The sequence below is a fragment of the Arthrobacter sp. YN genome, from assembly GCF_002224285.1.
Lineage (GTDB): Bacteria > Actinomycetota > Actinomycetes > Actinomycetales > Micrococcaceae > Arthrobacter.
This window is the reverse complement of the sequence record NZ_CP022436.1, coordinates 2820225-2845056: the sequence shown is the minus strand read 5'-3', so window position 1 is coordinate 2845056 and position 24832 is coordinate 2820225. Positions and strand designations below refer to the sequence as shown.

Annotated in this window: 22 protein-coding genes; 15 read left to right on the top strand and 7 right to left on the bottom strand. The window is 61.0% G+C overall.

The genetic code is table 11. The annotated features are described in order from the left end of the window. Nucleotides 1–29 precede the first annotated feature (29 nt). Genes CGK93_RS12835 through CGK93_RS12820 form a run of 4 tightly spaced genes read left to right on the top strand, consistent with a single transcriptional unit; the run spans nucleotide 30 to nucleotide 4364 of the window. Nucleotides 30–947 carry a sugar phosphate isomerase/epimerase family protein gene (locus CGK93_RS12835; RefSeq protein WP_089595167.1) on the top strand — a complete coding sequence of 306 codons (918 nt, stop codon included), beginning with the start codon at nucleotides 30–32 and terminating at the stop codon, nucleotides 945–947. Between the two features lie 48 nt (nucleotides 948–995). Beyond that, nucleotides 996–2009 carry a Gfo/Idh/MocA family protein gene (locus CGK93_RS12830; protein ID WP_089595166.1) on the top strand — a complete coding sequence of 338 codons (1014 nt, stop codon included), beginning with the start codon at nucleotides 996–998 and terminating at the stop codon, nucleotides 2007–2009. Nucleotides 2010–2019: 10 nt separating this feature from the next. Continuing rightward, nucleotides 2020–2892 carry a sugar phosphate isomerase/epimerase family protein gene (locus tag CGK93_RS12825; protein WP_089595165.1) on the top strand — a complete coding sequence of 291 codons (873 nt, stop codon included), beginning with the start codon at nucleotides 2020–2022 and terminating at the stop codon, nucleotides 2890–2892. A 17-nt stretch (nucleotides 2893–2909) separates the two neighbouring features. Beyond that, complete coding sequence (locus tag CGK93_RS12820; protein ID WP_089595164.1) at nucleotides 2910–4364, top strand: sugar porter family MFS transporter; 1455 nt, start codon at nucleotides 2910–2912, stop codon at nucleotides 4362–4364. A 611-nt stretch (nucleotides 4365–4975) separates the two neighbouring features. On the opposite strand, the gene CGK93_RS12810 is transcribed toward CGK93_RS12820, so the two are convergent. Together CGK93_RS12810 and CGK93_RS12805 are read right to left on the bottom strand one after the other, a co-directional pair. Further along, nucleotides 4976–5998 (bottom strand): sugar phosphate isomerase/epimerase family protein, encoded by a 1023-nt coding sequence (locus CGK93_RS12810; RefSeq protein ID WP_089595163.1) that lies wholly within the window; start codon nucleotides 5996–5998, stop codon nucleotides 4976–4978. After that, the gene (locus CGK93_RS12805; RefSeq protein ID WP_089595162.1) at nucleotides 5995–7182 is read right to left on the bottom strand and encodes a Gfo/Idh/MocA family protein; all 1188 of its coding nucleotides are present in this window, start codon (nucleotides 7180–7182) and stop codon (nucleotides 5995–5997) included. The genes CGK93_RS12810 and CGK93_RS12805 overlap by 4 nt, the downstream gene beginning before the upstream one ends. 150 nt (nucleotides 7183–7332) lie before the next feature. Here CGK93_RS12805 and CGK93_RS12800 point away from each other — a divergent pair, with 150 nt between their 5' ends. The 7 genes from CGK93_RS12800 (at nucleotide 7333) to CGK93_RS12770 (ending at nucleotide 14748) form a co-directional block, all read left to right on the top strand. Then, nucleotides 7333–8352 (top strand): LacI family DNA-binding transcriptional regulator, encoded by a 1020-nt coding sequence (locus CGK93_RS12800; RefSeq protein WP_089595161.1) that lies wholly within the window; start codon nucleotides 7333–7335, stop codon nucleotides 8350–8352. Between the two features lie 141 nt (nucleotides 8353–8493). Beyond that, entirely contained in the window at nucleotides 8494–9489 is a 996-nt protein-coding gene (locus CGK93_RS12795; RefSeq protein WP_089597433.1) for a substrate-binding domain-containing protein, read from the top strand. 54 nt (nucleotides 9490–9543) lie between these two features. Next, nucleotides 9544–10590, top strand: coding sequence for an ABC transporter permease (locus CGK93_RS12790; protein ID WP_089595160.1), 1047 nt, complete (start codon nucleotides 9544–9546; stop codon nucleotides 10588–10590). 12 nt (nucleotides 10591–10602) lie between these two features. Continuing rightward, nucleotides 10603–11529 (top strand): ATP-binding cassette domain-containing protein, encoded by a 927-nt coding sequence (locus CGK93_RS12785; protein ID WP_089595159.1) that lies wholly within the window; start codon nucleotides 10603–10605, stop codon nucleotides 11527–11529. A 103-nt stretch (nucleotides 11530–11632) separates the two neighbouring features. After that, entirely contained in the window at nucleotides 11633–12631 is a 999-nt protein-coding gene (locus tag CGK93_RS12780) for a Gfo/Idh/MocA family oxidoreductase (protein WP_089595158.1), read from the top strand. Then, on the top strand, nucleotides 12628–13689 hold the full coding sequence (locus CGK93_RS12775; protein WP_089595157.1) for a Gfo/Idh/MocA family protein: 1062 nt from the start codon (nucleotides 12628–12630) through the stop codon (nucleotides 13687–13689). Before CGK93_RS12780 ends, CGK93_RS12775 begins: the two co-directional genes overlap by 4 nt. Nucleotides 13690–13713: 24 nt before the next feature. Continuing rightward, complete coding sequence (locus CGK93_RS12770) at nucleotides 13714–14748, top strand: Gfo/Idh/MocA family oxidoreductase (RefSeq protein WP_089595156.1); 1035 nt, start codon at nucleotides 13714–13716, stop codon at nucleotides 14746–14748. Nucleotides 14749–14825: 77 nt separating this feature from the next. Here the strand turns inward: CGK93_RS12770 and iolB are convergent, their stop codons facing one another. The 3 genes from iolB to CGK93_RS12755 all read right to left on the bottom strand — a co-directional run bounded on the left by iolB (nucleotide 14826) and on the right by CGK93_RS12755 (nucleotide 17882). Further along, entirely contained in the window at nucleotides 14826–15719 is an 894-nt protein-coding gene (iolB, locus tag CGK93_RS12765; protein ID WP_089595155.1) for a 5-deoxy-glucuronate isomerase, read from the bottom strand. Between the two features lie 20 nt (nucleotides 15720–15739). Continuing rightward, nucleotides 15740–16480 (bottom strand): GntR family transcriptional regulator, encoded by a 741-nt coding sequence (locus CGK93_RS12760; RefSeq protein ID WP_089595154.1) that lies wholly within the window; start codon nucleotides 16478–16480, stop codon nucleotides 15740–15742. Between the two features lie 403 nt (nucleotides 16481–16883). Beyond that, entirely contained in the window at nucleotides 16884–17882 is a 999-nt protein-coding gene (locus tag CGK93_RS12755) for a phytanoyl-CoA dioxygenase family protein (RefSeq protein ID WP_089595153.1), read from the bottom strand. A 41-nt stretch (nucleotides 17883–17923) separates the two neighbouring features. Here CGK93_RS12755 and CGK93_RS12750 point away from each other — a divergent pair, with 41 nt between their 5' ends. Continuing rightward, nucleotides 17924–18838 (top strand): helix-turn-helix domain-containing protein, encoded by a 915-nt coding sequence (locus CGK93_RS12750; protein WP_157731794.1) that lies wholly within the window; start codon nucleotides 17924–17926, stop codon nucleotides 18836–18838. A 51-nt stretch (nucleotides 18839–18889) separates the two neighbouring features. On the opposite strand, the gene CGK93_RS12745 is transcribed toward CGK93_RS12750, so the two are convergent. Beyond that, a complete protein-coding gene (locus tag CGK93_RS12745) occupies nucleotides 18890–21286 on the bottom strand; it encodes an ATP-binding cassette domain-containing protein (RefSeq protein ID WP_198318471.1) in 2397 nt (798 codons plus the stop codon). A gap of 131 nt (nucleotides 21287–21417) precedes the next feature. Between CGK93_RS12745 and CGK93_RS12740 the strand changes: the two genes are divergently transcribed. The 3 genes from CGK93_RS12740 to CGK93_RS12730 are packed head-to-tail and all read left to right on the top strand — an operon-like array spanning nucleotide 21418 to nucleotide 24405. After that, the gene (locus tag CGK93_RS12740) at nucleotides 21418–22554 is read left to right on the top strand and encodes a type III polyketide synthase (protein WP_089595150.1); all 1137 of its coding nucleotides are present in this window, start codon (nucleotides 21418–21420) and stop codon (nucleotides 22552–22554) included. Continuing rightward, nucleotides 22551–23282, top strand: a complete 732-nt coding sequence (locus tag CGK93_RS12735; RefSeq protein ID WP_089595149.1) for a class I SAM-dependent methyltransferase — start codon at nucleotides 22551–22553, stop codon at nucleotides 23280–23282. Before CGK93_RS12740 ends, CGK93_RS12735 begins: the two co-directional genes overlap by 4 nt. Then, nucleotides 23275–24405: an FAD-dependent oxidoreductase gene (locus tag CGK93_RS12730; RefSeq protein WP_089595148.1), complete on the top strand. Its 1131-nt coding sequence runs from the start codon at nucleotides 23275–23277 to the stop codon at nucleotides 24403–24405. The genes CGK93_RS12735 and CGK93_RS12730 overlap by 8 nt, the downstream gene beginning before the upstream one ends. Here the strand turns inward: CGK93_RS12730 and CGK93_RS12725 are convergent, their stop codons facing one another. After that, nucleotides 24406–24813, bottom strand: a complete 408-nt coding sequence (locus CGK93_RS12725) for a nuclear transport factor 2 family protein (RefSeq protein WP_089595147.1) — start codon at nucleotides 24811–24813, stop codon at nucleotides 24406–24408. Between the last annotated feature and the right edge of the window lie 19 nt (nucleotides 24814–24832).

Here is a 24832-nt window from a genome sequence, read left to right as displayed (position 1 = left end):
CCACCGCCGCAAAGGAAGACAACGCCGTCATGACTGATGTCGAGAACAAGCTGATCATCGGTACCGCCCCTGACTCCTGGGGTGTCTGGTTCCCGGATGACCCCCAGCAGACCCCCTGGGAGCGATTCCTGGATGAAGTAGCGGAGTCCGGCTACAAGTGGATTGAACTGGGTCCGTATGGCTACTTGCCCAACGACCCCAGCCGGTTGGCTGATGAACTGAAGCAGCGCGACCTCAAAGTCACGGCTGGTACGGTCTTCACAGCGTTCCATCGCGGTGCGAAGCAGTACGACGAAGCGTGGGAACCGGCCCGCAAGGTGGCCGAACTCACGGCCGCAATGGGCGGTGAACACATCGTGGTTATTCCCGCGATGTGGCGTGACGACGTCACTGGCGAAGCTGTGGAGAACGGCGAACTCACGGACGTGCAATGGGCTGACCTGTTCGCAGGCCACAACCGCATGGGCAAGGTCCTCTTGGAGGACTTCGGGCTGCACCAACAGTTCCACTCCCACGCCGACTCCCACGTTGGTGCCCAGCAGGACATCGAGACCCTTCTTGCTGCCACGGATCCGCGGTACCTGAACCTCTGCCTGGACACTGGGCACGCGGAGTACTGCGGTGCGTCCAGCCTGGAACTCATCAAGAACTACCCGGACCGCATTGGATACCTGCACCTGAAGCAGATCAATCCTGAGGTACTCGCGGAGGTCAACGAAAAGAACATGACCTGGGCAGCCGCCAACCTGGCCGGTGTCATGACCGAGCCGCCGAACGGCCTCCCCGATTTGCGCGCCGTCATCGAAGCCGTCGAGGCGCTCAACCGGCCGATCTTCGGCATCGTGGAACAAGACATGTACCCGGTAGCCTTCGATGTACCCATGCCGATCGCCAAGCGAACCCGCAATTACCTGCTGTCCTGCGGATCCCGTACCAGGGTCCAGTAACACTGCCAGCGAAAGCCACCCAGAAGAACTTCACGAAGGACAAATACAGTGACCAAGACTCTCCGCGTTGCCGTCATCGGTGCGGGCCGCATGGGTGCGGACCATATCAAGCGCCTCAGCACCCGCATCCACGGTGCTGAAGTTGCCGCCGTCGTCGATGTCGACCTTGCCCGGGCGCAGGCCGCCGTCGAGGGCATCAATGGCGCCGTCGCGCTGTCCAGCGCCGATGAGGCGCTGAACAACGGCGACGTGAACGCCGTCCTGATCGCGACCCCGGGCTTCCTCCACGAGGAAATCCTGTACAAGGCCCTGGAGAAAGACTTCCCGATTCTCTGTGAGAAGCCCCTGACACCGGACGCCGACAGTGCATGGAAGGTTGTTCAGGCTGAGCAGGCGTTGGGCCACAAACGTATCCAAGTAGGCTTCATGCGCCGCTTCGATGCCGAGTACTCGGCATTGGGTGCCATCATCGCCGGCAGCGAATTGGGGGAGCTGTTGATGTTGCACCACCAGCACCGTAACCCGAGCACGCCCGAGGGCTTCACCAACGAGATGCTGATCAACGACTCCGTGGTCCACGAGTTCGACGCGATCCGCTACTTCACGGGTGAGGAAATCACTTCCGTGCAGGTCCGTCTGGGTAAGGCGACACGCAATGCCCCGAACGGCCAGCATGACCCCCAGCATGTACTGCTGGAAACCGCGTCAGGTGTGCTGGCCGACGTCGAAATCTATGTCAACGCAAAGTTCGGCTACCAGGTGGCCACGCAGGCGTCCTTCGAAGACGGGATCGTCAGCATCGGTGGCGACAACGGTCCCTACGTTCAAAGCGCGGGCAAGTGGGGCGGCGACGTGACACCCGGCTTCGAGGACCGTTTTGGAGCAGCGTACGACGTCGAGGTGCAGGCTTGGGTGGACGCCGCCCTTCGCGGCGAGATCGGCGGTCCAACCGCCTGGGACGGTTATGCCACCGCTGCCTGCTGCGAGGCAGGCGTCGAGGCACAGAAGTCCGGCGAAAAGGTCAAAGTCCAGCTGAACACCAAACCGGATCTTTACAAGTAGGGGATGGGCCATGAAGATCGCACTTGATCCCACGCCGTTCCACCACAGCCACAGCCTGTTGGAGTTCCCCCGGGTAGCTGCAGATCTTGGCTACAAGTACCTGCAAATGACTCCGCACGCGGACCTCATCCCGTTCTTCAACCACCCCAAGGCGGACGACGAACTGGTGGCCAAACTGAAAGCCGCGTGCAAGGATGCCGGCGTCGAAATCGCCTCCGTCCTGCCCGTTCTTCGCTGGTCAGGACCCGACGAGGACGCCCGGGAGGCAGCTGTTCGCTACTGGAAGCGTGCCATCCAGATCGCAGTTGACCTGGGCGTCCAGACGATGAACACCGAGTTCAGCGGCCGCCCGGAGAAGGCAGAGGAGTCCGAGCGCGCGTTTTACCGTTCCATGGAAGAGCTGTTGCCGATCATTGAACGCGAGGACATGGACGTGCTCATAGATCCGCACCCTGATGATTTCGTGGAAGACGGGTTGGCAGCACTGCGCGTCATCCGGGGCGTCAACTCGCCGAACATCGGGATGGTTTACGTTGCTTCGCACAGTTTCCACATGGGGAACAAGCCCTTGGAGATCATGCGGGCAGCAGGGGACAAGCTCCGTTTGGTGCACGTCTCAGACACCATGAACCACCATGCTTCCCACGGCCTCCGCTACATCACCAACCCGCCCGGCAATGCCGTCCGCGTCCACCAGCACCTGAAGATCGGCGACGGCGACGTGAACTGGGACGAGTTCTTTGGCGGTCTGAAGGAGATCGGATTCCTGGGCAAGGCCAACACCGTGATGGTCTCGTCGGTCTTCGCCGAGGATGAGAACGCGGAGGACGTTTCCCGCTACCAGCTCAAGACAATGGTGGACTATGTTGCCCGGACAAACTAAGGGGCGGTAGCGAGACCATGACCAAGTCTTCTTCCATCGAGACCGAAACTGGTCGGCCAGCCGTCCCCCCCGCCACTTCCGGGAAGACCAGCAAGCCGACCGATCCAAAGAAATTTCTCCGCAAGGTAGCGCTGTTCTCCACGTTCGGCGGACTGCTGTTCGGCTATGACACCGGCGTGATCAACGGTGCTTTACCGTTCATGCAGAAGGACCTGGGCCTGACTCCGCTGACCGAGGGTCTTGTCACCTCAACGCTGCTGTTCGGTGCAGCATTCGGCGCGATCAGCGCGGGACGGTTGTCTGATCGGTTTGGACGGCGCAAGACGATCATGGGCCTGGCCCTGATCTTCGCCTTTGCCACCGTGGGGTGCTCCCTGGCGCCAAGCACGGAGCTCCTGGTCCTTGCCCGTACAGTCCTGGGTCTCGCCGTCGGCGGTGCCTCGGTCATCGTTCCCGTATATCTGGCCGAGATGTCGCCGGCCGCCCAGCGCGGCAGGATCGTCACGCAGAACGAGCTCATGATCGTCACCGGCCAGTTCCTGGCTTTTACCTCCAATGCGGTGCTGGGAAACCTGTTCCCTGAAGAGATGCACGTGTGGCGCTGGATGCTGGTGATTGCCACGCTTCCCGCCGTGATTCTGTGGTTCGGCATGCTCGTCCTGCCGGAGAGCCCACGCTGGCTGGCGTCAGCCGGTCGATTCGGCGAAGTCCTGGAAGTGCTGCGCTCGACACGGAGTGCAGGGGATGTCGGGGCTGAGTTCGACGAAGTACGCCAGGCGGCCAGGGAGGACTATCAGTCCAAGCTCGGCACGTTCAAGGATCTCGCCGTGCCCTGGATACGCAGGATCTTCGTGGTCGGTCTTGGCATGGCCATCATCAACCAGATCAGCGGCGTAAATGCCATCATGTATTACGGGACCACCATCTTGTCCTCTTCCGGTTTTGGGGACCAAGGGGCACTGATTGCCAACGTACTCAACGGCATGACGTCCGTGGCAGCCGTCATCGTAGGCATGTATTTGATGACGCGGGTGCGCCGGAAACCCATGCTCATTGTGGGGTTGATTGGTACGGCGTCATCACTGACGGCCATTGCGCTCATTTCCCTTGCCTTGCCGGAAAGTACGTTGCGTGGCTACCTGGTGTTGCTGTTCATGGTGACGTTCCTTGCTTCCATGCAGGGATGTATTGGAACCGTGACGTGGCTGACCATGTCCGAGATCTTCCCCATGCACGTCCGTGGCATCGGCATGGGTATCTGCGTCTTTGTGTTGTGGATGATCAACTTCCTGATCGGCTTCTTCTTCCCGCAGCTGGTCTCGCTGATGGGAGTCTCCGCGACATTCTTTATCTTCGTGGCGCTGCAGTTGTGTGCCATTGTGTGGGTCAAGCGCACTGTTCCGGAGACCAAAGGCAAGTCCCTTGAGGAACTGGAGCACCTTTTCAAAGAGAAGGCCGGAGTAAGCGGCTGACTGGCAGAATTGCTTCCGCCGAGAATGTGCTTGTTGATAATCATGCAGAAAACGCCCGACGCCGGCAGGCATCGGGCGTTTTCTGCGCCTGGCGCCTGGCCTCTTCAGAATGCAATCACAACGTTCTCCAGCGCGCTGCGGCGGGCAGCGTCCAGGACTTTGCGTTCCCCAATTCTCCTGTACGTCGATGCCCCACGATCCGGGTTCAATTGCCGGCTTGAGTCCCTGCATCAAGGCATCCGCTTGAACATCGGATCCCGAGGCGATGTAGCTCCCCTCGCTGCCGTAGGCGCGTAGTTCCCGGGTGTCTGCGTTGTCCTGGTCCATGATGGAGTGCACGCGCCATAGCTCGCCTGATGCGGTGGGCAGCCCCGGAAAGTCCGACTCGACAGATGCCTCGGTTGCCTCCGAACGCGCTACAACCCCCACCAGCTCGATGCCTTCGGCTGCGTCAATGAACGGTGCGTGGAAGTACTTCCCCCTGCTCCGTATCCGACGATGCCAATGCGCATATCTTTCCTCCTGATGATGTAGTGGGCAAAAAGAGGGGGACGGCGCGTTGGCGCCGTCCCCTCAGAGTCGGGATGTCATGCCCGACAGTTCAAAGCTGTCTAGCCTTGGGCAGGCTTCAAAGAAGCTGAAAGAGCCGAATCTGCGTCCAGCAGGACTTGGGCTGCCACCTGCAATCCTTCGATCCGGCCGAGGGAGACGTCTTCATGCTCGATGTTGATCAGCATCTCCGGGTCCACCTCATGCAGTGCGCGGAGGAACTCTGTCCAGAACCCCGTATCGTGTCCCCGGCCCAGGGCCACGAAGTCCCAGGCGGAATTTTTCGGCCATTCGTTGGCCCATTCGTCCCCGCCGAGGTTGGTGCGGTTCTCGTCTGCGGAAAGCCGACGGAAGCTGTTGTCCAGTACGCCGTAGAGTGCAGCATTCTCCGTGTTGACGCGGACATCCTTGGCGGCTGCCTGGAACACCAGCGACCCCAGTTCGCGGACTACAGCGACCGGGTCCATCTGCTGCCAGAACAGGTGGGAAGCGTCCAGCTCGACCCCGACGTGGGTGGCGCCCGTGAGCTCAATCAGTTTGTGGACGTCCGCGGTGTTGAAGACGATGTTCTGCGGGTGCAGCTCCAACGCCACTTTTACCCCATGATCCGCAGCAAGGCGGTCGGTTTCCTTCCAGAATTCCGCGGCGACACCCCACTGATAGTCGAGTACGTCCAGTGCTGCGGAATTCCAAGCATTGACCACCCAGTTGACCGTTGTGGCTCCGGGCTCACCGCCAGGCAGACCGGACATCGTCACCACGCGGTTCTGTCCCAAGCGTTGGGCCAAACGGATTGAGCGGCGGATGTCTTCGGCATGCTTCTCACCGATTTCGCGCTTGGGGTGCAGCGGGTTGCCGTTGCAGTTCAACCCTGCAATGGAAACCCCGGTTCCCTCGAAAATTCCGAGGTACTCGTCACGGGCGGCATCACTCTGGAGGATCTCGTCAAAAGTTGGGACGTGCACGGCAGGCAGGAAACCGCCGGTGTTGATCTCAATTCCCGTAAGTCCCAGATCCGCAATGACCTTCAAAGCCTCCGGCAGCGGACGGTCATGGAGAATCGCGTTGTAGACGCCGAGCTTCATAGCTGGATCTTCCTTCCGTTGTTCAGGGCGGATTCGGTAACGGCGCCGAGAAGTTCCATGTTGCGTACGCCGTCGTCGAACGTGGCGCAGCGGGGCAGTGATGCTTCATCGCTGAGCCCTGCCACTTCTTCAAGGAACGCGCGGGCCTGGTAACCGAACGCATCGTTCTGGCCGAAGCCGACCTCCGGAGCGTCCATGGCCAGCCCGCCAGTGATGTAGGGGTGGCCTGGGCCGAGGATGACTTGGCGGTAGCCATTCTCGTTTCCGGACCCGTCGGTGAGGAACAGCTGGATCTCGCTGGGGCGGCGCTGGTCGAACTTTGCTGCGCCGTTTTCGCAGAAGACCTCAAACTGGAGGCTGTTGGCGTGGCCTGCGGCGACGCGGGAGACTTCGAAGCTGCCGGCGCCGTTGGCGAACTCTGCGTTGAAGGCTGCGTAGTCGTCGTTCTCGACGGCCTCGAAGGTGTCGCTGACGGCAACGTGGTCGTGACCCATGACTGCGCTCAGCGGAAGGGGCCGCTTGTCGATCGCGGTGGTCAGGCGGCCGCCGCTGATGGATTTGATGTCGCCGCAGAGGAATTCGGAAACATAGGTCAGGTGGCTTCCGACGTCGGCCAGCGCGCCGGAACCGGGGCCGCCCTTGTAGCGCCAGCTCATGGGGGCGGAGGGGCTGAAGCCGTAGTCGGTCCAGTACCGGCCACTGAAGTGCAGGACGTTGCCAAGAACGCCGTTCTGAATGAGGTCCCGGATATAGGCAATGCCCGGGGTGCGGCGGAAGGTGAAGCCGATTCGGGCCAGGTTTCCGCGGCCCTCGGCAGCCCGCGCAGCTTCGGCCATGGCGCGTGCGTCCTCCAACGAATCGCTGAGGGGCTTCTCACACAGCACGTGCTTGCCAGCGGCCAGGAGGCCTTCAACTACCTCGCGATGGAGCGAGTTGGCAATGACCACGCTCACGACGTCAACATCGTCTGCTTCGGCGATGGCCTGCCACGAGGTGTCATGCCGCTCGTAGCCAAAGCGGCGGGCAGCGAGCGAGCCAAATTCGGCGTTGACGTCACCTATGGAAACCAATCGGATCTGCGGCAGCACCGGGCTGTAGAGGGTAGACGCTGTCCGGTAGGCCGCCGCGTGGGCCTTACCGGCCATACCTGCGCCGATAACCGCGACACCAAGGCTGTCAGCCATGATTTCTCCTTTGAAATTCAGCCGTGGCGGGGAGGCTCAACGGCATTTTGTAGCGCTACAATTTTGCATGCTGACTTTGAGCGTAACTATGTCTATATGTCCTGTCAATCATTGTCTGTGCCATGTCCAGGCCCGTGGGGGACATGCCTCATGAATCCACGCATTCCCCAGGCTCGACGACCAACTATTTACGATGTCGCAAAGTCGGCCGGTGTCTCGCCGTCGCTGGTTTCGCTGGTACTACAGAATCCTGAACGGGTCAGTGACAAGCGCCGCGAGTCGGTCCGGAACGCCATTGCGGAGCTGGGATACCGCCCCAGTCGGGCGGCGACCACGCTCGCGAGCAACCGAACCAAAAGTATCGGGCTCGTCATTGACGACTACCGCAACCTCTGGTTCGTTGACCTGCTGCGCGGTATGGAATCCGTGCTGACGGAGCCGGGCTTCCAGGTCATGCTCGCAGACTCGCGTCCGGGTGAAAACCGCATCAAGGAGGCTGCCGATGGCTTGCTTGCGATGCACGTTGATGGGTTGGTCATCGCGGCGGAACCAGGGGCAGCTGTGCTGGGCGGCGCCGTGGTTCCCACGGTCGTGGCCGGGTGGCGTCATGGCGTGCCGGCGGAGGTAAGCCTGATAACCAATGACGACGACGGGGGTGGCGCCATGGCCGCGGACCACCTGATGCGCCTCGGGCACCGTAGTGTCGGCCACCTTTCGGGATCGGGTGGTGCTGCTGCCCACAGAAGGGCAGGTTTTCAGGGGCGCGCCCAGCCGGCCGGCATGGATCTGGTGGTTGTGGGGGAGGAGGGGGGTACCTCGGAAGAGGACGGCTACGCCTCCGCGTGCTGGCTATTGGACCATCATCCCGGCATTACGGCGATTTTCGCTGCCAACGACACCATGGCGCTGGGCGCCCTCGGCGCCATAAAGTCCCGCGGACTGATGGTGCCGGACGATATTTCGTTGGTCGGTTACGATAATTCGTCCTTGGCAAAGTCGCGCTTCTTGGAGTTGACGTCCGTGGATAACCGCAGCGACCTGGTGGGGATGGAGGTAGCGCGGGTGCTGCTGGATCGAATCCAGGGCAACGCCCCCGGGCCCCACAGGAAATTGATCGATCCTACTTTGGTTGTCAGGGGAACAACCGCTGAACCGGCAGTCAGACGCTGAGGTCAGAGCTCGCCACGTCCAAACATACTAATGTCAGGACAAACTATTGACATTCGTGAGCCAAGTCACCATGATCAAACGTAGACGGTGCTCCGGAGGCTGCAAGGTGGCGGCCCGGGCCTGGGATCAAAGGAGATTATGGTGACTGGTTTTTCGTGGCGCAAAGCAGCACTCGTTGCGGCAGTTGTGCCGATGGTGGCTTTGAGTGCTTGTTCGAGTACCGGCGGGAGGGCTCCCGAGGCTGGCTCCGCCGGTGGGGGAGGCCAGGTGGCCACCACGGAGCGGATGAAGATTGCGTTGATTGCCCACGCACCCGCGGGTGACACTTTCTGGGACACCGTAAGGAAGGGTGCTGAGGAAGCCGCGGCGAAGGACAATGTGGAGCTCCTGTACACCTCCGATCCGGAGGCGGGCCGGCAGGCGCAGCTCATTGAGCAGGCCGTGGATCAAAAGGTGGACGGCATCGCCGTAACGCTGGCCACCCCGGATGCACTGAAAGATGCCTTGAAAAAGGCAGCGGACGCCGGCATTCCGATCGTCAGCTTCAATGCCGGCGAGGCGGCCTCCGCGCAGCTTGGAGCGTTTACGCACTTCGGTTCAAATGAAAAGCTCGCCGGCGAGGCAGTGGGTACGCGCTTGGCAGAGGGCGGCTACAAGCACCCGGTATGCGTGATCCAGGCGCAGGGGCATGTAGGGCTGGAAGCCCGGTGCGCAGGCGTTAAGGCAAAAGTCCCTGGGACGGAGATCCTCTACGTCAATGGAGCTGACATGACATCGGTGGAGTCTACTGCCACCGCAAAACTGCAGGCCTCCAAGGATGCCGACGTCATCATCGGCCTCGGTGCTCCCATCACCCTGACGCTGTTGAAATCAGTCAGCACTGCCGGGAGTTCGGCAAAGGTTGCGAGTTTCGATCTCAATAAGGAACTCGCCCAAAAGGTTGTCGATGGCAGTGTCCTGTTCACTGTGGACCAGCAGCCATGGCTCCAGGGCTACGGGGCCGTGGATGCGTTGTGGCAGAACAAGCGCGGCGGCTTCAAAGTCGGTGGCGGGCAGTCAGTGCTCACCGGACCGGCCATCGTTGATCAGTCCAACGCTGCCGACGTCTTGAAGTTCGCTGAACAGGGTATCCGCTAACAGCCAGCTGGCCGGGCCGGCCCCACGGCCGGCCCGGCAACAAGGAGAATTATTATGACCATCACTCAAAAGCTCACTCCTCCCGCCCTTGATGAGCGGGTCGCCCGCCGCAGCCCACTGCAAAAGATGCTGGGGCGGCCCGAGGTCGGTGCCCTCGTCGGCGCCATCGTACTTTTCATCTTCTTTGCTGTGGTTTCGCCGACGTTCACCCAACCCAACGCCCTTGCCACCGTGTTGTACGGAAGCTCAACCATCGGAATCATGGCGGTTGGAGTCTCACTTCTGATGATCGGTGGAGAGTTCGACCTCTCCACAGGTGTCGCTGTGATCTCTTCGGCCCTGACTGCCTCGATGTTCAGCTGGTACTTCAGCACCAATGTCTGGGTCGGTGTGATCCTGGCATTGGTGGTGTCACTGGCCATTGGTTTCATCAATGGGTGGATCCTCATGAAGACCAAGCTCCCAAGCTTCATCGTCACCCTCGCAACTTTCCTGATGCTGACCGGCTTGAACCTGGGTTTGACCCGGTTGATCGGTGGCTCCGTTTCCTCACCGTCCATCTCGAACATGGACGGCTTCGACACCGCACGCGGGGTCTTCGCTTCGTCGGTGAACATCGCGGGCATCGACGTCAAGATCACAGTGTTCATCTGGATCGCCCTCGTAGCGGTCGCCACCTGGGTTCTCATGCGGACCCGGGTAGGGAACTGGATCTTCGCAGTCGGAGGCGACGCGAATGCCGCCCGGGCTGTCGGCGTTCCGGTCAAGGCCACCAAGATTGGGCTGTTCATGGGCGTTGGCTTCTGCGGGTGGATCCTGGGCATGCACAACCTCTTCGCTTTCGACACGGTGCAGTCCGGCGAAGGCGTGGGCAATGAGTTTCTCTACATCATCGCCGCAGTCATCGGTGGGTGCCTTCTGACGGGTGGCTACGGTTCAGCGGTCGGCGGTGCTATCGGCGCGTTTATCTTCGGCATGGCCAACAAGGGAATTGTGTACGCACAGTGGAACCCGGACTGGTTCAAGTTCTTCCTGGGCCTGATGCTGTTGCTCGCCACCATCGTCAACCTCATCGTCAAGCGCCGCGCGGAACTCAAGTAAGGGGCCAAGGAAATGAATGCAAAAGCAATCGACCAGGAAACACTGCTTAAGAACGAAAGCGACCCCCTGACCCATACACCTGTGCACCTTCTCTCCCTTGAGGGAGTGGGCAAACACTACGGCAACATCATCGCGCTGAGTGACGTCACCATGGCCGTGGACAACGGCCGAGTGACCTGTGTGCTGGGCGATAACGGCGCGGGCAAGTCAACGCTGATCAAAATCATCGCGGGCCTCCACCAGCACGATGAAGGCCTGCTCAACATCATGGGGGAGGAGCGAAAGTTCGGTTCCCCCCGTGATGCCTTGGATGCGGGTATCGCAACTGTTTACCAAGACCTTGCAGTGGTTCCGTTGATGCCGATCTGGCGGAACTTCTTCCTCGGCTCGGAGCTAACCAAGGGCTTCGGACCGTTCAAGAGCATGGATGTTGAACAGATGAAGGCCATCACGCTCAAGGAACTGGCCGAGATGGGCATTGACCTGCGCGATGTGGAGCAGCCCATTGGGCAGCTTTCCGGCGGCGAACGCCAGTGTGTCGCGATTGCCCGTGCCGTGTACTTTGGCGCCAAAGTCCTCATTCTGGACGAACCCACGGCGGCGTTGGGCGTCAAACAGTCAGGTGTGGTTCTGCGCTATATCCTCCAGGCCCGCGACCGCGGCTTGGGCGTCATCTTCATCACCCATAACCCGCACCACGCCTTCCCCGTGGGTGATCGGTTCCTGCTGCTCAAACGCGGCAAATCGATTGGCTACTACGACAAGAAGGACATCACCCTGGACGAGCTGACGGCTCAGATGGCCGGCGGTGCAGAGCTTGCCGAACTCGCCCACGAGCTGGAGCAGTTGGGGGGCCATGGCGATGTGGTCGAAGCGGTCAAGGCCGAGGTTGCCGACGTCGACGACACTGTGAACGCGGGCGGCCCGAAACACGCCTGACGCGAGCAGGAGGCGGGGTGTTCCGGAGCTTGTTCCGGAGCACCCCGCGTCGCTGTGCACTCCATCCAGGCGGGACTCACGTCATACATCAGAAGGGAACACCATGCCGATCCGTGTAGGCGTCATTGGCGCCGGAATCATGGGCGCGGACCACATCAGGAACCTCTCCACCACCATCGGCGGAGCCGAAGTCACTTTTGTGGCAGATCTCGACGCCGAACGCGCCGCCGCGGCGGCGCCGCCTTCAGCGCGCGTAACTACTGACCCGTCAGAACTGATCAATTCCAGTGTGGTGGACGCCGTGGTAGTCGCCTCGCACGATTCCACCCACGCCGGTTTGGTCTTGGAGTGCTTCGATGCGATGACTCCGGTGCTGTGCGAGAAGCCGCTGGCACCGACGCTTTTGGAAAGCCTGGAAGTTGTGGCTGCCGACGCCGACATGGTTGCCGCAACGGGAAGCTCGCTTCTCTCCCTTGGGTTCATGAGGCGCTTTGACCCGGGCTACGTGGCACTCCGGAAGACCGTGCAGGAGAGGTCACAGGGGGAGCCCCTGGTGGTTCATTGCATCAGTCGCAATGCCGCCGCAGCACCCGGAACCACCTCGGAATCCGCCATTACCAATTCGGCCATTCACGAGCTGGACATCATTCCCTGGCTTTTGGACTCGCCTATCTCGGAAGTGTCGTGGCAGGCAGGAAAGAGCACCCGAAATGCAGGAGACGGGCTTCAGGATCCGTCGTTCATGACACTTCGTACCGCCGATGGAACACTCACTACTTTGGAGTTGTACCTCAATGCCCGGTACGGCTACACCATCCGCTGCGAGGTGGTCTCCGAGCTCGGAACCACGGCGTTGCAGGACACTTCCTTGCTCGGCATCGAACAGGACGGAACAAAGCAGCGGGTCATCCCGCCTGACTGGCGCCCTCGTTTCGCCGACGCGTACCGGATCCAGCTGCAGGCCTGGATCTCCGCACTTGCCAACGGGGAGAAGCCGCCACTGGCGGGCGCACAGGAAGGGCTCAACGCAGCCCTCGTTGCGCAGGCAATGATCCAGTCAATGCACAGCAACGGCGCCTCTACGAAAGTCAGCTACTCATGACGCCTGCTTTGCTCCCACAGTCCCGCGTTCCGGAATCCCGGGATGCTCCGGCCCTTCGCTGGGGCATCATGGGACCGGGGTGGATCGCCGAACGGTTCACTGAATCTGTCCAGGCGCATACCGGGCAGGTGATAACCGCCGTCGGGTCCCGTTCGCTGAGCCGGTCAAAAGCCTTTGCTGAGTTATTCAACGTACCGGCCGCCTACGGCAGCTATGAGGAACTCGCCGCCGCTCCGGACGTGGACCTTGTCTATGTCTGCACGCCCCACACCGCACATCACGCGTCAGCGGTGTTGGCGATCGACGCCGGCAAGCATGTTCTGATCGAAAAGCCGCTTGGGCTCAATGCCCACCAGGCGCGGGACATTGCTTCACGCGCAGGAGCGGCAGGAGTTTTCGCCGCTGAAGCCATGTGGACCTTCTTCCTGCCGAAATTCGATGTGATCAGGCAACTCCTGGAGGCTGGAACGCTGGGAAGCATCACCACAGTTGTTGCCGAGTATGGTGAGCATTTCGATCCCTCCCACCGCATCTTCAATCCCGAACTGGCCGGAGGCCCGCTTCTTGACCTCGGCACCTACCCTCTGGCACTGGTCACGGAGGTGTTGGGCAGTCCACTCCGGGTGCATGCACTCGGGCAGCCTCACAGGACAGGGGTCAACGCCCAAGTTTCAGCCATCATGACGTTCGACGGCGGTGCGCAGGCCACTGTGAACACCCACCTGCACAATCTCACGCCCACGGCAGCCACCATTGTGGGTACAAAGGCCACGCTGGTGATCGAAGGCCCCTTCAACATGCCGGGCGCGTTCGACGTCAGATTCCCTGAGGGGCGCCGACTTCGTTACGACGAAGCCGCAGCCGGACATCTCGAAGGCCTGCATTATGAGGCAGCAGCCGTGGCCCGCACCATTGCCGAAGGTGGCCTGCAGGCGAGCCAAAGAATGCTCGCAGATTCCATTCGCACACTTGAAGTAGCTGACGAGATCCGGCGCCAACTGGGGATCGTGTTCCCTGGCGAAGCCGACATGACGGTTCAGCCCACGACGATTCTCTAGCAGTATTTTCCCGGAAGGAACATCATGAAAGACATCATTCTCGGCTTGGTCGGTGTGGGACGCATCGGCGTCATGCATGCGAACAACATCACTGCGTTGAACGCGGGCCTTCACAACAAAGGTGTCAACGTACGGCTTCGCCTCACTGACGTTGCCGCCGACCACGCGCGGACGGTTGCGGCGGACCTGGGGGCGGATTTTGTGCCGACGGTCGCGGACCTCATCGCCTCCGGAGTGGACGGCCTGGTCATAGCCACTGGAACGGGGACACACCCGGAGCTCATTCGGGCGGGCGTCGACGCCGGCATTCCGGTCTTTTGCGAGAAGCCGGTGGCAATGAACGTCGCTGACGCGCTTCCGGTGCTGGACTACGTCAGGGACAACAATGGCGTGGTGCAGATCGGCCATCAACGCCGGTTCGACGCGGGCTACCTCGAAGCACAACGTGCCTACCAGGCCGGCGAACTGGGGTGGATCCATTCGTTGCGGGCAGTTACCTGCGATATGACGCCGCCGCCCGTGGAGTTCCTGGCGTCATCCGGCGGTCTGTTCCGCGACTGCTCGGTCCACGATTTCGACATCCTCCGCTGGCTGACAGGGCGGGAAATTGTTGAGGTGTATGCCAAGGGTTCCAACAACGGTGATCCAGCCATTGGCGATGTGGGCGATGTGGACACGGCGCTTGCCGTTGTCACTTTCGACGACGGCACCATGGGAACGGTTTCGGCAAGCCGCTACAACGGGGCCGGCCACGACGTCCGCCTGGAGATCCAGGGTTCCAACAATTCAGTCATGGTGGGCTTGGACGATAAGACCGCCATGGTGTCGGCTGAACCGGGTGTCAACTTCCCGGCAGGGAATCCGCACCAGACCTTTGCCGAGCGCTTCGAAGCGGCATACCGCTCCGAAATGGCGGCATTCGTTGAATTGATTCTGGGGGAGCGGGAGAACCCGTGCACGCCGGAAGATGCCGTGGCAGCATCCCGGGTGGCAGACGCGGCCCAGGAATCGCTGGTCACCGGTTCGCCGGTCAAGGTGGCCGTGACAGTCACGTTCTGACAAACAAAAAGCCTCCTCCAGGATCCAGCGGATTCAGGAGGAGGCTTTCTTATTGCAGCGGAAGGGCACGGGCCGGATCAAACCCCGAACGGAAGCCGCGGGTCGATGTCCTGGCCGTCCCAGCTCTGCCGTACCCAGCCGTGGTGGGGATCGTCGCTGATGAGCCACTCGCGGACTGGTCCGGGGCCGGCCATCACGTTGAGGTAGTACATGTCATAGCCCGGCGCTGCCATGGCGGGGCCGTGCCAGCCATAGGGGACCAGGACGACGTCGCCTGTGCGGACCTCTGCCGAAACGTCGATGGGGCGCTCGTCAGAGGCATAAACCCGCTGGTAGCCAATGGCATCTGCGTTGGAGGGAGCGCCGGAGCCTGCGGCAACCTGGGTCTCGAAATAGTAGATCTCCTCGAGGTGCGTTTCTCCGTCCTTCTCCTCGTCATGCTTATGCGGGGGATAGGAGGACCAGTTTCCGGCGGGGGTGATGACCTCGCAGACAATAAAACGGTCTGCTTCCAGAGCTGCGGGTGTCCCGAAATTGTGGACTTGACGTGAGCAATTGCCGGCTCCACGCAGTTCAACCGGCGTCTCAGCAGCTGTTACCAGTCGTGTTGGGTGGGAGGCCTGTGCCGGGGCAGTGGCCACGGCGACGCGGCCGCCGTCGGACGAACTGATGGTGACTGCTTTCCCGATGCCTGAATACAGGATGTCACTGGGCCCGTTGAATACGGAGGGTCGCCCCGCAAGGGGGTATTCGACGCCGTCCACTGTGACAGTGAACGATCCATTGAGGGGAACCACAATCCGTTCCTCACTGACCGCTGGAAGTTCGACGGCGGCGCCCGCGGCGAGGGTGGCGACCTTCAGTCCCGTATGGGCCCAGCCGTCCACCACCGTTGCGGAGTCGGAGGTTCCGAGTGAGATATCCCAGTCGCCGTCGGCGGCAGTGCCCAGGGGGTAGACCCAATTGGTCATGGCAGGGGAGTCCTTTGCGTTTAGCGCTGTACGAGGGTCATTTCAAAGCTGTAGGAGTCGGCGCGGTACACGTGATGGCCGGTCTCGACCCGTCGCCCGGTGTCGTCCACCGCGGTACGTTCCATGGTGACCAAAGCAGAGTTGACGTCGGTTTCAAGAAGGGGTGCCTGATAGTCATTGGCAATCATTGCGCCGATGCGCTGTGTGGCCAGGCGGAAGTTCACGCCACCCCTGCGCAGAATCGCATAGAGGCCCTCGGCCGCAAGCATGGCTTCATCCATGGAGGCGATGTCGTCGCGGACCCAGTTCTCCATCAACGCCAATGGCTTACCGCCCACTTTGCGCAGGCGGGTGAAGTGGTAAACCTTGGAACCGGCCGGGAGTTGCAGGGTTGCCAGAGTTGGCGCGTCAGCCTCCATGTGGGAGAAACTCAGTACTTCCGTGGTGGGTTTCTTGCCATTGTTCGTGAGGTCGTCAAAAAGGCTTGAAAGCTCCAGCGGCCGACGGACTTGACTGGAGACCACCTGGGTTCCGACGCCGCGTTTGCGGACCAGAAGGCCGGAACGGACCAGTTCATCCATGGCTTTGCGCATGGTGGGCCGGGACAGGTTGAGCTGTGCTGCGAGGTCAATCTCGTTATCCAGCCGGCTTCCGGGCTCCAGGAGGCCGCTGTGGATCGCTGCTTCGATGCCTTGGACAACCTGATGGTAAAGGGGCACGGGGGAGGATCGGTCGATGTTCAGACCAAGTTGATTCGCCACTGAATGTTCCCCGCGTTCCCGGCTCAACTCCGCTACGCCACTACGTACGACGCGCCGAGTATGTCACCCTTTGTTCTTTTGATAGGACATGCCTTCGTTTTTTCGATACTAGCAGGAGTGCGGCAAGGGTCAAGTGCAGCGAAAGCGGTAAATCTCCATGACAAGGCGCCGCACAATGTCCTGACGTCAGCCCAACACTGGCCGCACTAGTGCGAAGTTCGGCGTGAAATGAAGCGGCATGAGGCAAGCCGCGATGAGGTTGGTTTCGGGTCAGCGGGGAGGGCCTCATTCGGTGTACTTTACATAATGTAGATTATCGGCGTTCAAGTAGGACGAGTAGAAGTAGCCGCGAGCTCGGCTTGAATCCGGCGACTCGTAAGTCCCGCCGGATTCAAGCCGACAATCAATGAGCTTCTCCCTGTGATGCGATCTGGACTGCGCGGCCGTTGGGTGTTGGCGCGACGTTCCCGGCGCTGCAGAATGACCCGGGGCTATGGGTGGCATGGGCAACGCGCAATTCTGTTTCGGTGTCGCTGCTGACCATCGGAGCCAACTCGTTGTCCACGTTCCATGAAAAGGCGGCGCGGTCCGGGTTTTGTTTCTTCCATTCAGCCAGCCCCAAGGCCACCAGTCGCAGTCGTTGGTCGATGAAGCTGTGGTCCCATGGACCTTCCGCGAGGATTTGCTCCGCCGGGCGGAATTCGTAGTAGATGGTCCGGCGTAGTGCATTCGCCAGGGTGGCCTCGGAGCCATGAACCAACATCACGTCGTGCACCAGGACGTCGCCCGGGTTCATCTCTGTCTGGATGACACCCGGGGCGTCCCATCCGTATTCCTCTTCGAGCTGGCATACATCAACGATGTGGTTATGGGAGCCGGGCGCGACCCGTAGTGATCCGGCGCCCCTCCGACTGGCATCCAGATAGACGTCAACATTGAAAATGCGGTGGGTTCGCGGGTGCACTGCATCCTGGTGCCAATCGATCGGGGCTCCGTCGCCAGTGTTCTTGAAGACGAGCGACTCGTAGGTTGGCACGAAATTAGGGCCGGCAAGGCTTTCGGCGATTCCAAGCATTTCAGGGCTCCCAAGCAGTTCCAGTGAAGCGGCCTCCTGCTTGCTGTGCAGATAGTTGATTCGAAAGAGTACTCTCCCTGATGGGCGGGTGGCGAAGTTGTAATCACCACGCCCGTCTTCCTCACTTTTCAGTGCCTGCCCGTCGGCAATCCATCGAGTCGAGGCGGCCTGCAGCTTTCTCAGCAGGTCGCCACCAATCCGATTGCGCAAGATGATGTAACCGTTCTCGTCGAAGCTGGCGATCTCCTTGTCGGTCAGATGGTACTCGCGGGGGGCTCTGGCGAATTGAGCAGCTGGTCCGGCCGCAGGGTGGATTTCTTGAGTCATGACTTATCTCCTTGAACTTGATCGTGACCACAATGCTACGGTTGGAGTTCTGGACCTTTGTCGCCTTCTCCCCCACGGAATTCCAAGAATCCACCATGTTAGATGTCCCTGAGCCTCGGCAAACCGACAACTCGTTCGGCTTCGTCGCGTGGCGCGGCAATTCAAGCCGCATGTCAGAAGCGCATGCTCACAATGACATTGAGGTGAACTTCAGTGCCGCCCCTGTAATCTACGACTCCGGCGGCCGTACTTCCGTCATCCCTGCAGGCATTCCAGCAGCGTTTTGGGGCGCTCAACCGCATCAATTGGTGGAGATGGATCCGGCAACGCCATTTGCTTTCGCCACAGTTCCGTTGGCACGGTTCTTGTCTTGGTCAGTCCCCCCGAACGTCAAGGCCCGGCTGCTCCAGGGAGAGATCCTCCATGGACCATCAAACGGGGACTACTCCGGGTTGGAGGCGAGTTTCCATCGCTGGGCCTACGATCTCTACTTCCCGGGTCATCTTGGACAACACGCTGCGGAGCTGGAAATCCAAGGACTGCTGGTTCGGTTATCCCTTGGTGATTGGTCCGAAGCCATGCCGGAAGATGGCAAATCTTCTGCGAACATGCAACGTGCCGCCAAGATGGCGCTGTTCATCAAGGAAAACTCAGGATCACCAGTCCGTGCAACGGATGTGGCGGCTGCAATTCACCTTCACCCCAACCGGGCGGCTTCCATCTTTAGTGAGGTGTTTGGCGTAGGCATCAACGCTTACCTGCGACAACACCGCGTCGCTCACGCTCAGCGTCTTCTTCTGACGACAGATCTTCCCACCGCGGCTGTGTCCGCGCGAGCGGGTTTTCAGTCGCTGAGCTCCTTTCATGAAACGTTCTCCGCCGTCTGTCACATGTCCCCTGGCACTTGGCGGCGTCAGCATCTGGGGATGGAACGGAAATTCGAGCTTCACCAGTAGATTCGGTGGTGGTCGTTCCGAACTATTTCGGAACGACCACCACCGAGGCCGTCAGCTGTTCGCGACGTACGCAGCCAGGTGCTTGCCCGTCAGCGTCGATTTCCCGGCCACAAGCTCATCCGGCGTACCGGCGAAAACTATGGTGCCGCCGTCGTGTCCTGCGCCTGGTCCCAGGTCGATAATCCAGTCCGCGTGAGCCATAACGGCTTGGTGGTGTTCGATCACAATCACGGATTTGCCCGACTCCACCAGGCGATCCAGCATGCCCAGCAAGTTCTGTACATCGGCCAGGTGCAGGCCGGTGGTCGGCTCGTCCAGGATGTAGATGTCACCCTTTTCGGACATCTGCGTGGCCAGCTTCAGGCGTTGGCGCTCACCGCCGGACAAAGTGGTCAGCGGCTGGCCCAGGGTCAGGTAGCCGAGGCCAACATCTGCCAAGCGGTCCAGAATCTTGTGGGCGGCCGGTGTTCTGGCTTCACCTTCTTTGAAGAAGACTTCGGCTTCATCCACAGACATTGCAAGCACTTCTGCAATATTGCGGTCCCCCAGCTTGTATTCAAGAACTGAGGCCTGAAAGCGCTTTCCATTGCACTCTTCACACGTGGATTCCACGGTTGCCATGACTCCGAGGTCTGTGTAGATGACCCCGGCGCCATTACATGTAGGGCATGCACCTTCCGAGTTGGAGCTGAACAGCGCCGGCTTCACACCGTTTGCCTTCGCGAAGGCTTTGCGGACGGGTTCCAGGAGTCCGGTGTAGGTGGCGGGGTTGCTCCTCCGCGAGCCGCGGATGGCGCCTTGGTCGATCACCAGCACGCCCTCACGTGTCGCCACCGAGCCGTGGATCAGTGAGCTTTTGCCAGACCCTGCCACACCGGTCAGGACGCAGAGAACGCCTAAGGGGATGTCGACGTCGACGTTTTTGAGGTTATTGGTTGCCGCTCCCCGGATCTCCAGTTGGCCGGAAGCTGAACGCACAGTCTTCTTGATCGAAGCACGATCATCCAGGTGGCGTCCGGTGATGGTGTCGCTCCCCCGCAAACCATCCAGATCTCCCTCATAACAGACAGAGCCCCCGCCGGTTCCTGCGCCGGGGCCAAGGTCAACCACGTGGTCTGCGATCGCGATTGTTTCGGGCTTGTGCTCCACCACCAGCACGGTGTTGCCCTTGTCCCGCAACTGCAGCAACAACTGGTTCATTCGCTCGATGTCGTGCGGGTGGAGTCCGATGGTGGGTTCATCAAAAACGTACGTCACGTCCGTGAGGGAGGATCCCAGATGCCGGATCATCTTTGTGCGCTGCGCCTCTCCCCCGGACAACGTGCCGGCAGGCCGGTCGAGCGAAAGATAGCCGAGGCCGATCTCCGCGAAGGAATCCAAAAGGTGCTGGAGTCCTTTCAGGAGGGGCGCCACCGAGGGCTCATGAAGTTCGCGGATCCAGCCGGCAAGGTCGCTGATCTGCATGGTGCAGACGTCGGCAATGCTCTTGCCCTTAATCTTCGAAGACCGCGCTTCGGGGCTCAACCTTGTGCCCTCGCACTCCGGGCACGTGGTGAACGTGATGGCTCGCTCAACGAATGCGCGAATATGGGGCTGCAGGGCGTCCACGTCCTTGCTGAGCATCGACTTCTGGATCTTGGGGATGACGCCTTCGTAGGTGAGGTTGATTCCCTCTACCTTGATTTTGGTGGGCTCACGGTACAGGAGGTCGTGGAGTTCCTTCTTGGTGAACTTGGCGATTGGTTTGTCCATATTGAAGAACCCGGAACCGCTGAAGATCCGTCCGTACCAACCATCCATGGTGTATCCGGGAATGGTGAGCGCGCCCTCGCTGAGCGACTTGGTGTCGTCGTAGAGTGCCGTGAGATCGAAGTCATTGACGGATCCCATGCCTTCACAGCGTGAACACATACCGCCCAAGCGGTTGAACGTAGCTTTCTCCGTCTTCGTTTTGCCCTCGCCGCGCTCTACAGTAATGGCGCCACTGGCCTTCACCGTGGGGACGTTGAACGAGTAGGCGTTGGGTGAACCGATGTGCGGCTGGCCGAGGCGGCTGAAGAGGATCCGCAGCATGGCGTTGGCGTCCGTGGCTGTGCCAACTGTTGAACGGGGATTGGAGCCCATGCGCTCCTGGTCCACGATGATCGCCGTGGTCAGGCCTTCCAGCATGTCCACGTCGGGGCGGGCCAGCGAGGGCATAAACCCTTGGACAAAAGCGCTGTACGTTTCGTTGATCATGCGCTGCGACTCTGCAGCAATCGTGGCGAAAACCAGGGAGCTCTTTCCTGACCCCGAGACCCCCGTGAACACCGTGAGCCGGCGTTTGGGAATCTCTATGCTGACGTCCTTCAGGTTGTTCTCGCGCGCACCCTGGACCCTGATGAGATCGTGGGTGTCTGCGACATGCGACTCGTGAGACTCCGTGTCAGTGCTCGCGGCAATAGTCATCATTTCTCCATCTGTGGGGCGGCGCTGCCCAACAGTCCCCCGTCGGCGTCGCCTGGCTATCCGTGACCAACCTCGGTCAGTAAGTTCGATTCTGCCATTGTCTTCCTCCGTTTACTCGCTAAGAATGAAGCATGCCGGTATACGTGAGGTCCCTTGAAACCGCAGTTCCGCCAACAATCCTCGTGCAGCAGCAGGCCCGGGAAGTCTTCGCCTCCCAACCAGGACTGACACGACTGGGCACGCGCCTGGTCACCACCTGTTTCGACTCGGCGGCAATCGACACCCGCTACACGGCCGTTGCCGAGCTCAGCCTTGACGCCCACCCGGAGAATCCCACGTTCTTCGACCCCGAAACCAACCGGGTCCTCAGCCCCAGCACCAAGGTGCGCAACGAAATTTTCGCTACCGAAGCCACCAAGCTGTTTGTGGAGGCAGGAAAGACGGCGGTAGCCCAGGCCTCCGGTATCGACCTCGACGACATCACCCACGTCATCACCGTGTCTTGTACGGGCTTCTTCAACCCGGGCCCCGATTACAAAGTTGTGAGGGCCTTGGGCCTGAACCCGGCCGTTCAGCGCTACCACTTGGGATTTATGGGCTGCTACGCCGCGTTCCCTGCCCTCAAAGCCGCCAAACAGTTCTGCGTTGCTGATCCCGATGCCGTAGTCCTGGTGATCTGTGTTGAACTCTGTTCCCTTCACGTCCGCACGTCCAACGATCCCGACACCATCATGGGTTCGGCCATCTTCGGTGATGGCGCGGCGGCCGCCGTCGTGACGGCGCGGGAACCGGAAGGACCGGACCCGGTCATCAGGCTGGACCACTTCGAAACGGTCCTCACGCCTGTGGGCGAGGAAGCCATGGCCTGGAATATCGGCGACGAAGGCTTCGAAATGGTGCTGGGCTCCTACGTTCCGCACATCATCGAGGAACACATAACGGGCGCACTGGAACCGCTCCTTGCCAAGGAGCCCCAACTGGCCGGGCTCCCGTACCGGGACATCACCCATTGGGCCATCCATCCTGGTGGCCGCAGCATCCTGGACAAGGTGGAGTCCAAACTGGAACTGACCCACGAGCAGTTGATCCCGGCCAGGGAGACACTGCGTGAATACGGCAACATGAGCAGCGCCACCGTGCTCTTCGTCCTGAAGTACATGATGGGCCAGGCCGCCTCCGAACGTGAGGAACGGATCTGTTCCATGGCGTTCGGTCCGGGCCTGACAGTGGAGACAGGCCTGTTCACGCTGGTCTCCCCCGATCTGTGAGTCCTTGGGGGTCCCTCCAGAAGAGGGATCTGTCGTCTGTGGAGGAGATGGACAGGGCTGACTGCGACCCCGATCGCCTCATCCGGACCTATGCCAGGTTTCCGGTGGTCAACAGTCTTCTGTCGGGCTGGCACGGTACTTACCGCCACAGGATCCGCCCAGTGTTGGCTGCCGAGGGCGAAGCGTCGCTGTTGGACATCGGGTGCGGCAGCGGTGACGTAGCCCGGAGCCTTGCTGGGTGGGCCAGGAAGGATGGCTACCGCCTCACGGTGACTGCGATCGATCCGGATGCCAGGGCTTTTGCCTTTGCTTCGAAGCTTCCCGCGATGGAGGGCGTCACCTACCGTCAAGCACACAGCTCCGAGCTCGTCGCAGAAGGGCTGGTGTTCGATTTCGTCATCTCCAACCACATCCTTCACCACCTCGATGCCGCGCAGATGGCCGGTGTCCTGCGCGACTCGGAGGCGCTCAGCCGCGGCCTCGTGCTGCACAACGACCTCAAACGCAGTAACCTCTCCTACCTGCTGTTCATGGCCGGCTTCTGGCCTTTGGGCTTGGGCTCCTACATCTGGGGTGACGGCTTGGTGTCCATCAAACGCAGCTACACCGCCGCGGAACTGGCATCCACCGTTCCGGCGAGCTGGAGGGTGGAGGCAAACGGCCCCTGGCACCACCTGCTGGTCCACGAGGAGCGCGCGGCTTCATCCCCAAGGGCAGAAAATGCTTGACGTAGTGATCGTCGGTGCCGGACCCGTGGGACTGTTCATGGGAGCCCTGTTGCTTCAACAAGGGCACCAGGTGCGGATACTGGAACGGAGGGACAGCCAAAGTGACAGTTCGCGGGCCATCGGTATCCATCCGCCGGCGTTGGCGGAGCTGGCCCGCGCCGGGGTTGCCGACCAGCTGGTTGCCGCCGGCGTCCATATCCACCGAGGCGTTGCCTACAGCCAAAGACGCATGGTTGCCCGACTGGCGTTCGACGGCGACCCCGACTTCCCGTTTATCCTTGCGGTACCGCAAACGGTTACCGAGAAGGTCCTGGAGAGGACCGTCATGGATCTGGACTCCGCCGCGATCGTCCGCGGCGCGGATGTCCAGGAAGTGGTGGATGACTTCAGGTCCGTGCGCGTCAGGGCGGATTCAACCGCTGGCGGCCTCGAGTTCCGCGCACGGTTGGTAGTAGCCGCTGATGGGGCGCACTCAGCGATCCGCCAAAGGATTCTGCCGCACTTGCCGTCACGGAGCTATCCGGATTGCTACATCATGGGCGATTTCGCTGATGCCACTTCCCACGGCACGGATGCGGTCCTCTATCTGGAACCGGCCGGGATTGTGGAGTCGTTTCCGTTGCCGGGCGGGGTACGCAGATGGGTGGTGAGGCTGGGGTCACCGGACAAGGGCACGACGGCGGCCGGGCTGGCTGAGCTGATCGGGGCCAGAACGGGCGAAGTGCCGGACTCCCGGAGCAACACCATGCTGAGTGCCTTCGAGGTGCGGTCCCGGCTTGCGGCGCGAATGGTCCACGGCCGGGTGGTGTTGCTCGGCGATGCAGCCCACGAAATCAGCCCGATCGGTGGTCAAGGCATGAACCTGGGCTGGTTGGACGCTGCGGCGCTTGCACCCATCATGGATGCTTCATTTGGTGGGGCCGACGTGGGGCGGCTGCTGGAGCACTTCGAGAGGTCCCGCAGAAAGGCAGCCCAACGGGCTTCGCGTCAGGCCGGACTCAACATGGCGCTGGGCAGGCCGTTGCCACCGTCGGTCATGGAAGCCAGGAACAGGTTCTTCGCCGGCGTGCTCGGGCTTCCTTCGATAGCAGGGTTGGTGGAACGGCGTTTCACCATGCGATAGCTACTCCGGCGTCGTGTAATAGCAGTCGTACGTGTCCTGGCTGACAATCAGCCCGTCCCGCAGCTCAAAGACCGCTGTGCTCCTGGCCCTGATGGTATCGCCACGGTCCCAGTGCGGCAGGTCAAGGAGCAGCGTGGCCGACCAGTTCATCTCGAGTACCACGCGGTCGCCTTCGCTGGTGGTGCGGACTACCTCGAATCGCTGATCGGCAACAATGTCCTTGCTGTGGTCGGCGCCGGCCAGAGTGTCCTGCAGGTTCCTGGTGGAACCCGTTTTGGACAACGCATGGGGCCACTCAGTGAGTTGAAAATCCTCGGCAAGGTATGGCCGCAGCTCAGCTGCTCCACCGCCGGCTTCAACAGTCCGGACGAAACCCAGTACGCGGTCCAAAGAAGATGAATCGGTCATCCGTCGAGCCTAGCCCAAC

Excerpts from the sequence above, each read along its gene's own strand:
- CGK93_RS12785 (WP_089595159.1), top strand. The coding sequence starts at position 10,603 with ATGAATGCAAAAGCAATCGACCAGGAAACACTGCTTAAGAACGAAAGC.
- CGK93_RS12730 (WP_089595148.1), top strand. The coding sequence starts at position 23,275 with ATGCTTGACGTAGTGATCGTCGGTGCCGGACCCGTGGGACTGTTCATG.
- CGK93_RS12820 (WP_089595164.1), top strand. The coding sequence starts at position 2,910 with ATGACCAAGTCTTCTTCCATCGAGACCGAAACTGGTCGGCCAGCCGTC.
- CGK93_RS12755 (WP_089595153.1), bottom strand. The coding sequence starts at position 17,882 with ATGACTCAAGAAATCCACCCTGCGGCCGGACCAGCTGCTCAATTCGCC.
- CGK93_RS12740 (WP_089595150.1), top strand. The coding sequence starts at position 21,418 with ATGCCGGTATACGTGAGGTCCCTTGAAACCGCAGTTCCGCCAACAATC.
- CGK93_RS12775 (WP_089595157.1), top strand. The coding sequence starts at position 12,628 with ATGACGCCTGCTTTGCTCCCACAGTCCCGCGTTCCGGAATCCCGGGAT.
- CGK93_RS12835 (WP_089595167.1), top strand. The coding sequence starts at position 30 with ATGACTGATGTCGAGAACAAGCTGATCATCGGTACCGCCCCTGACTCC.
- CGK93_RS12790 (WP_089595160.1), top strand. The coding sequence starts at position 9,544 with ATGACCATCACTCAAAAGCTCACTCCTCCCGCCCTTGATGAGCGGGTC.
- CGK93_RS12745 (WP_198318471.1), bottom strand. The coding sequence starts at position 21,286 with ATGACTATTGCCGCGAGCACTGACACGGAGTCTCACGAGTCGCATGTC.
- CGK93_RS12780 (WP_089595158.1), top strand. The coding sequence starts at position 11,633 with ATGCCGATCCGTGTAGGCGTCATTGGCGCCGGAATCATGGGCGCGGAC.
- CGK93_RS12805 (WP_089595162.1), bottom strand. The coding sequence starts at position 7,182 with ATGGCTGACAGCCTTGGTGTCGCGGTTATCGGCGCAGGTATGGCCGGT.
- CGK93_RS12810 (WP_089595163.1), bottom strand. The coding sequence starts at position 5,998 with ATGAAGCTCGGCGTCTACAACGCGATTCTCCATGACCGTCCGCTGCCG.
- CGK93_RS12825 (WP_089595165.1), top strand. The coding sequence starts at position 2,020 with ATGAAGATCGCACTTGATCCCACGCCGTTCCACCACAGCCACAGCCTG.
- iolB (WP_089595155.1), bottom strand. The coding sequence starts at position 15,719 with ATGACCAATTGGGTCTACCCCCTGGGCACTGCCGCCGACGGCGACTGG.
- CGK93_RS12725 (WP_089595147.1), bottom strand. The coding sequence starts at position 24,813 with ATGACCGATTCATCTTCTTTGGACCGCGTACTGGGTTTCGTCCGGACT.
- CGK93_RS12770 (WP_089595156.1), top strand. The coding sequence starts at position 13,714 with ATGAAAGACATCATTCTCGGCTTGGTCGGTGTGGGACGCATCGGCGTC.
- CGK93_RS12800 (WP_089595161.1), top strand. The coding sequence starts at position 7,333 with ATGAATCCACGCATTCCCCAGGCTCGACGACCAACTATTTACGATGTC.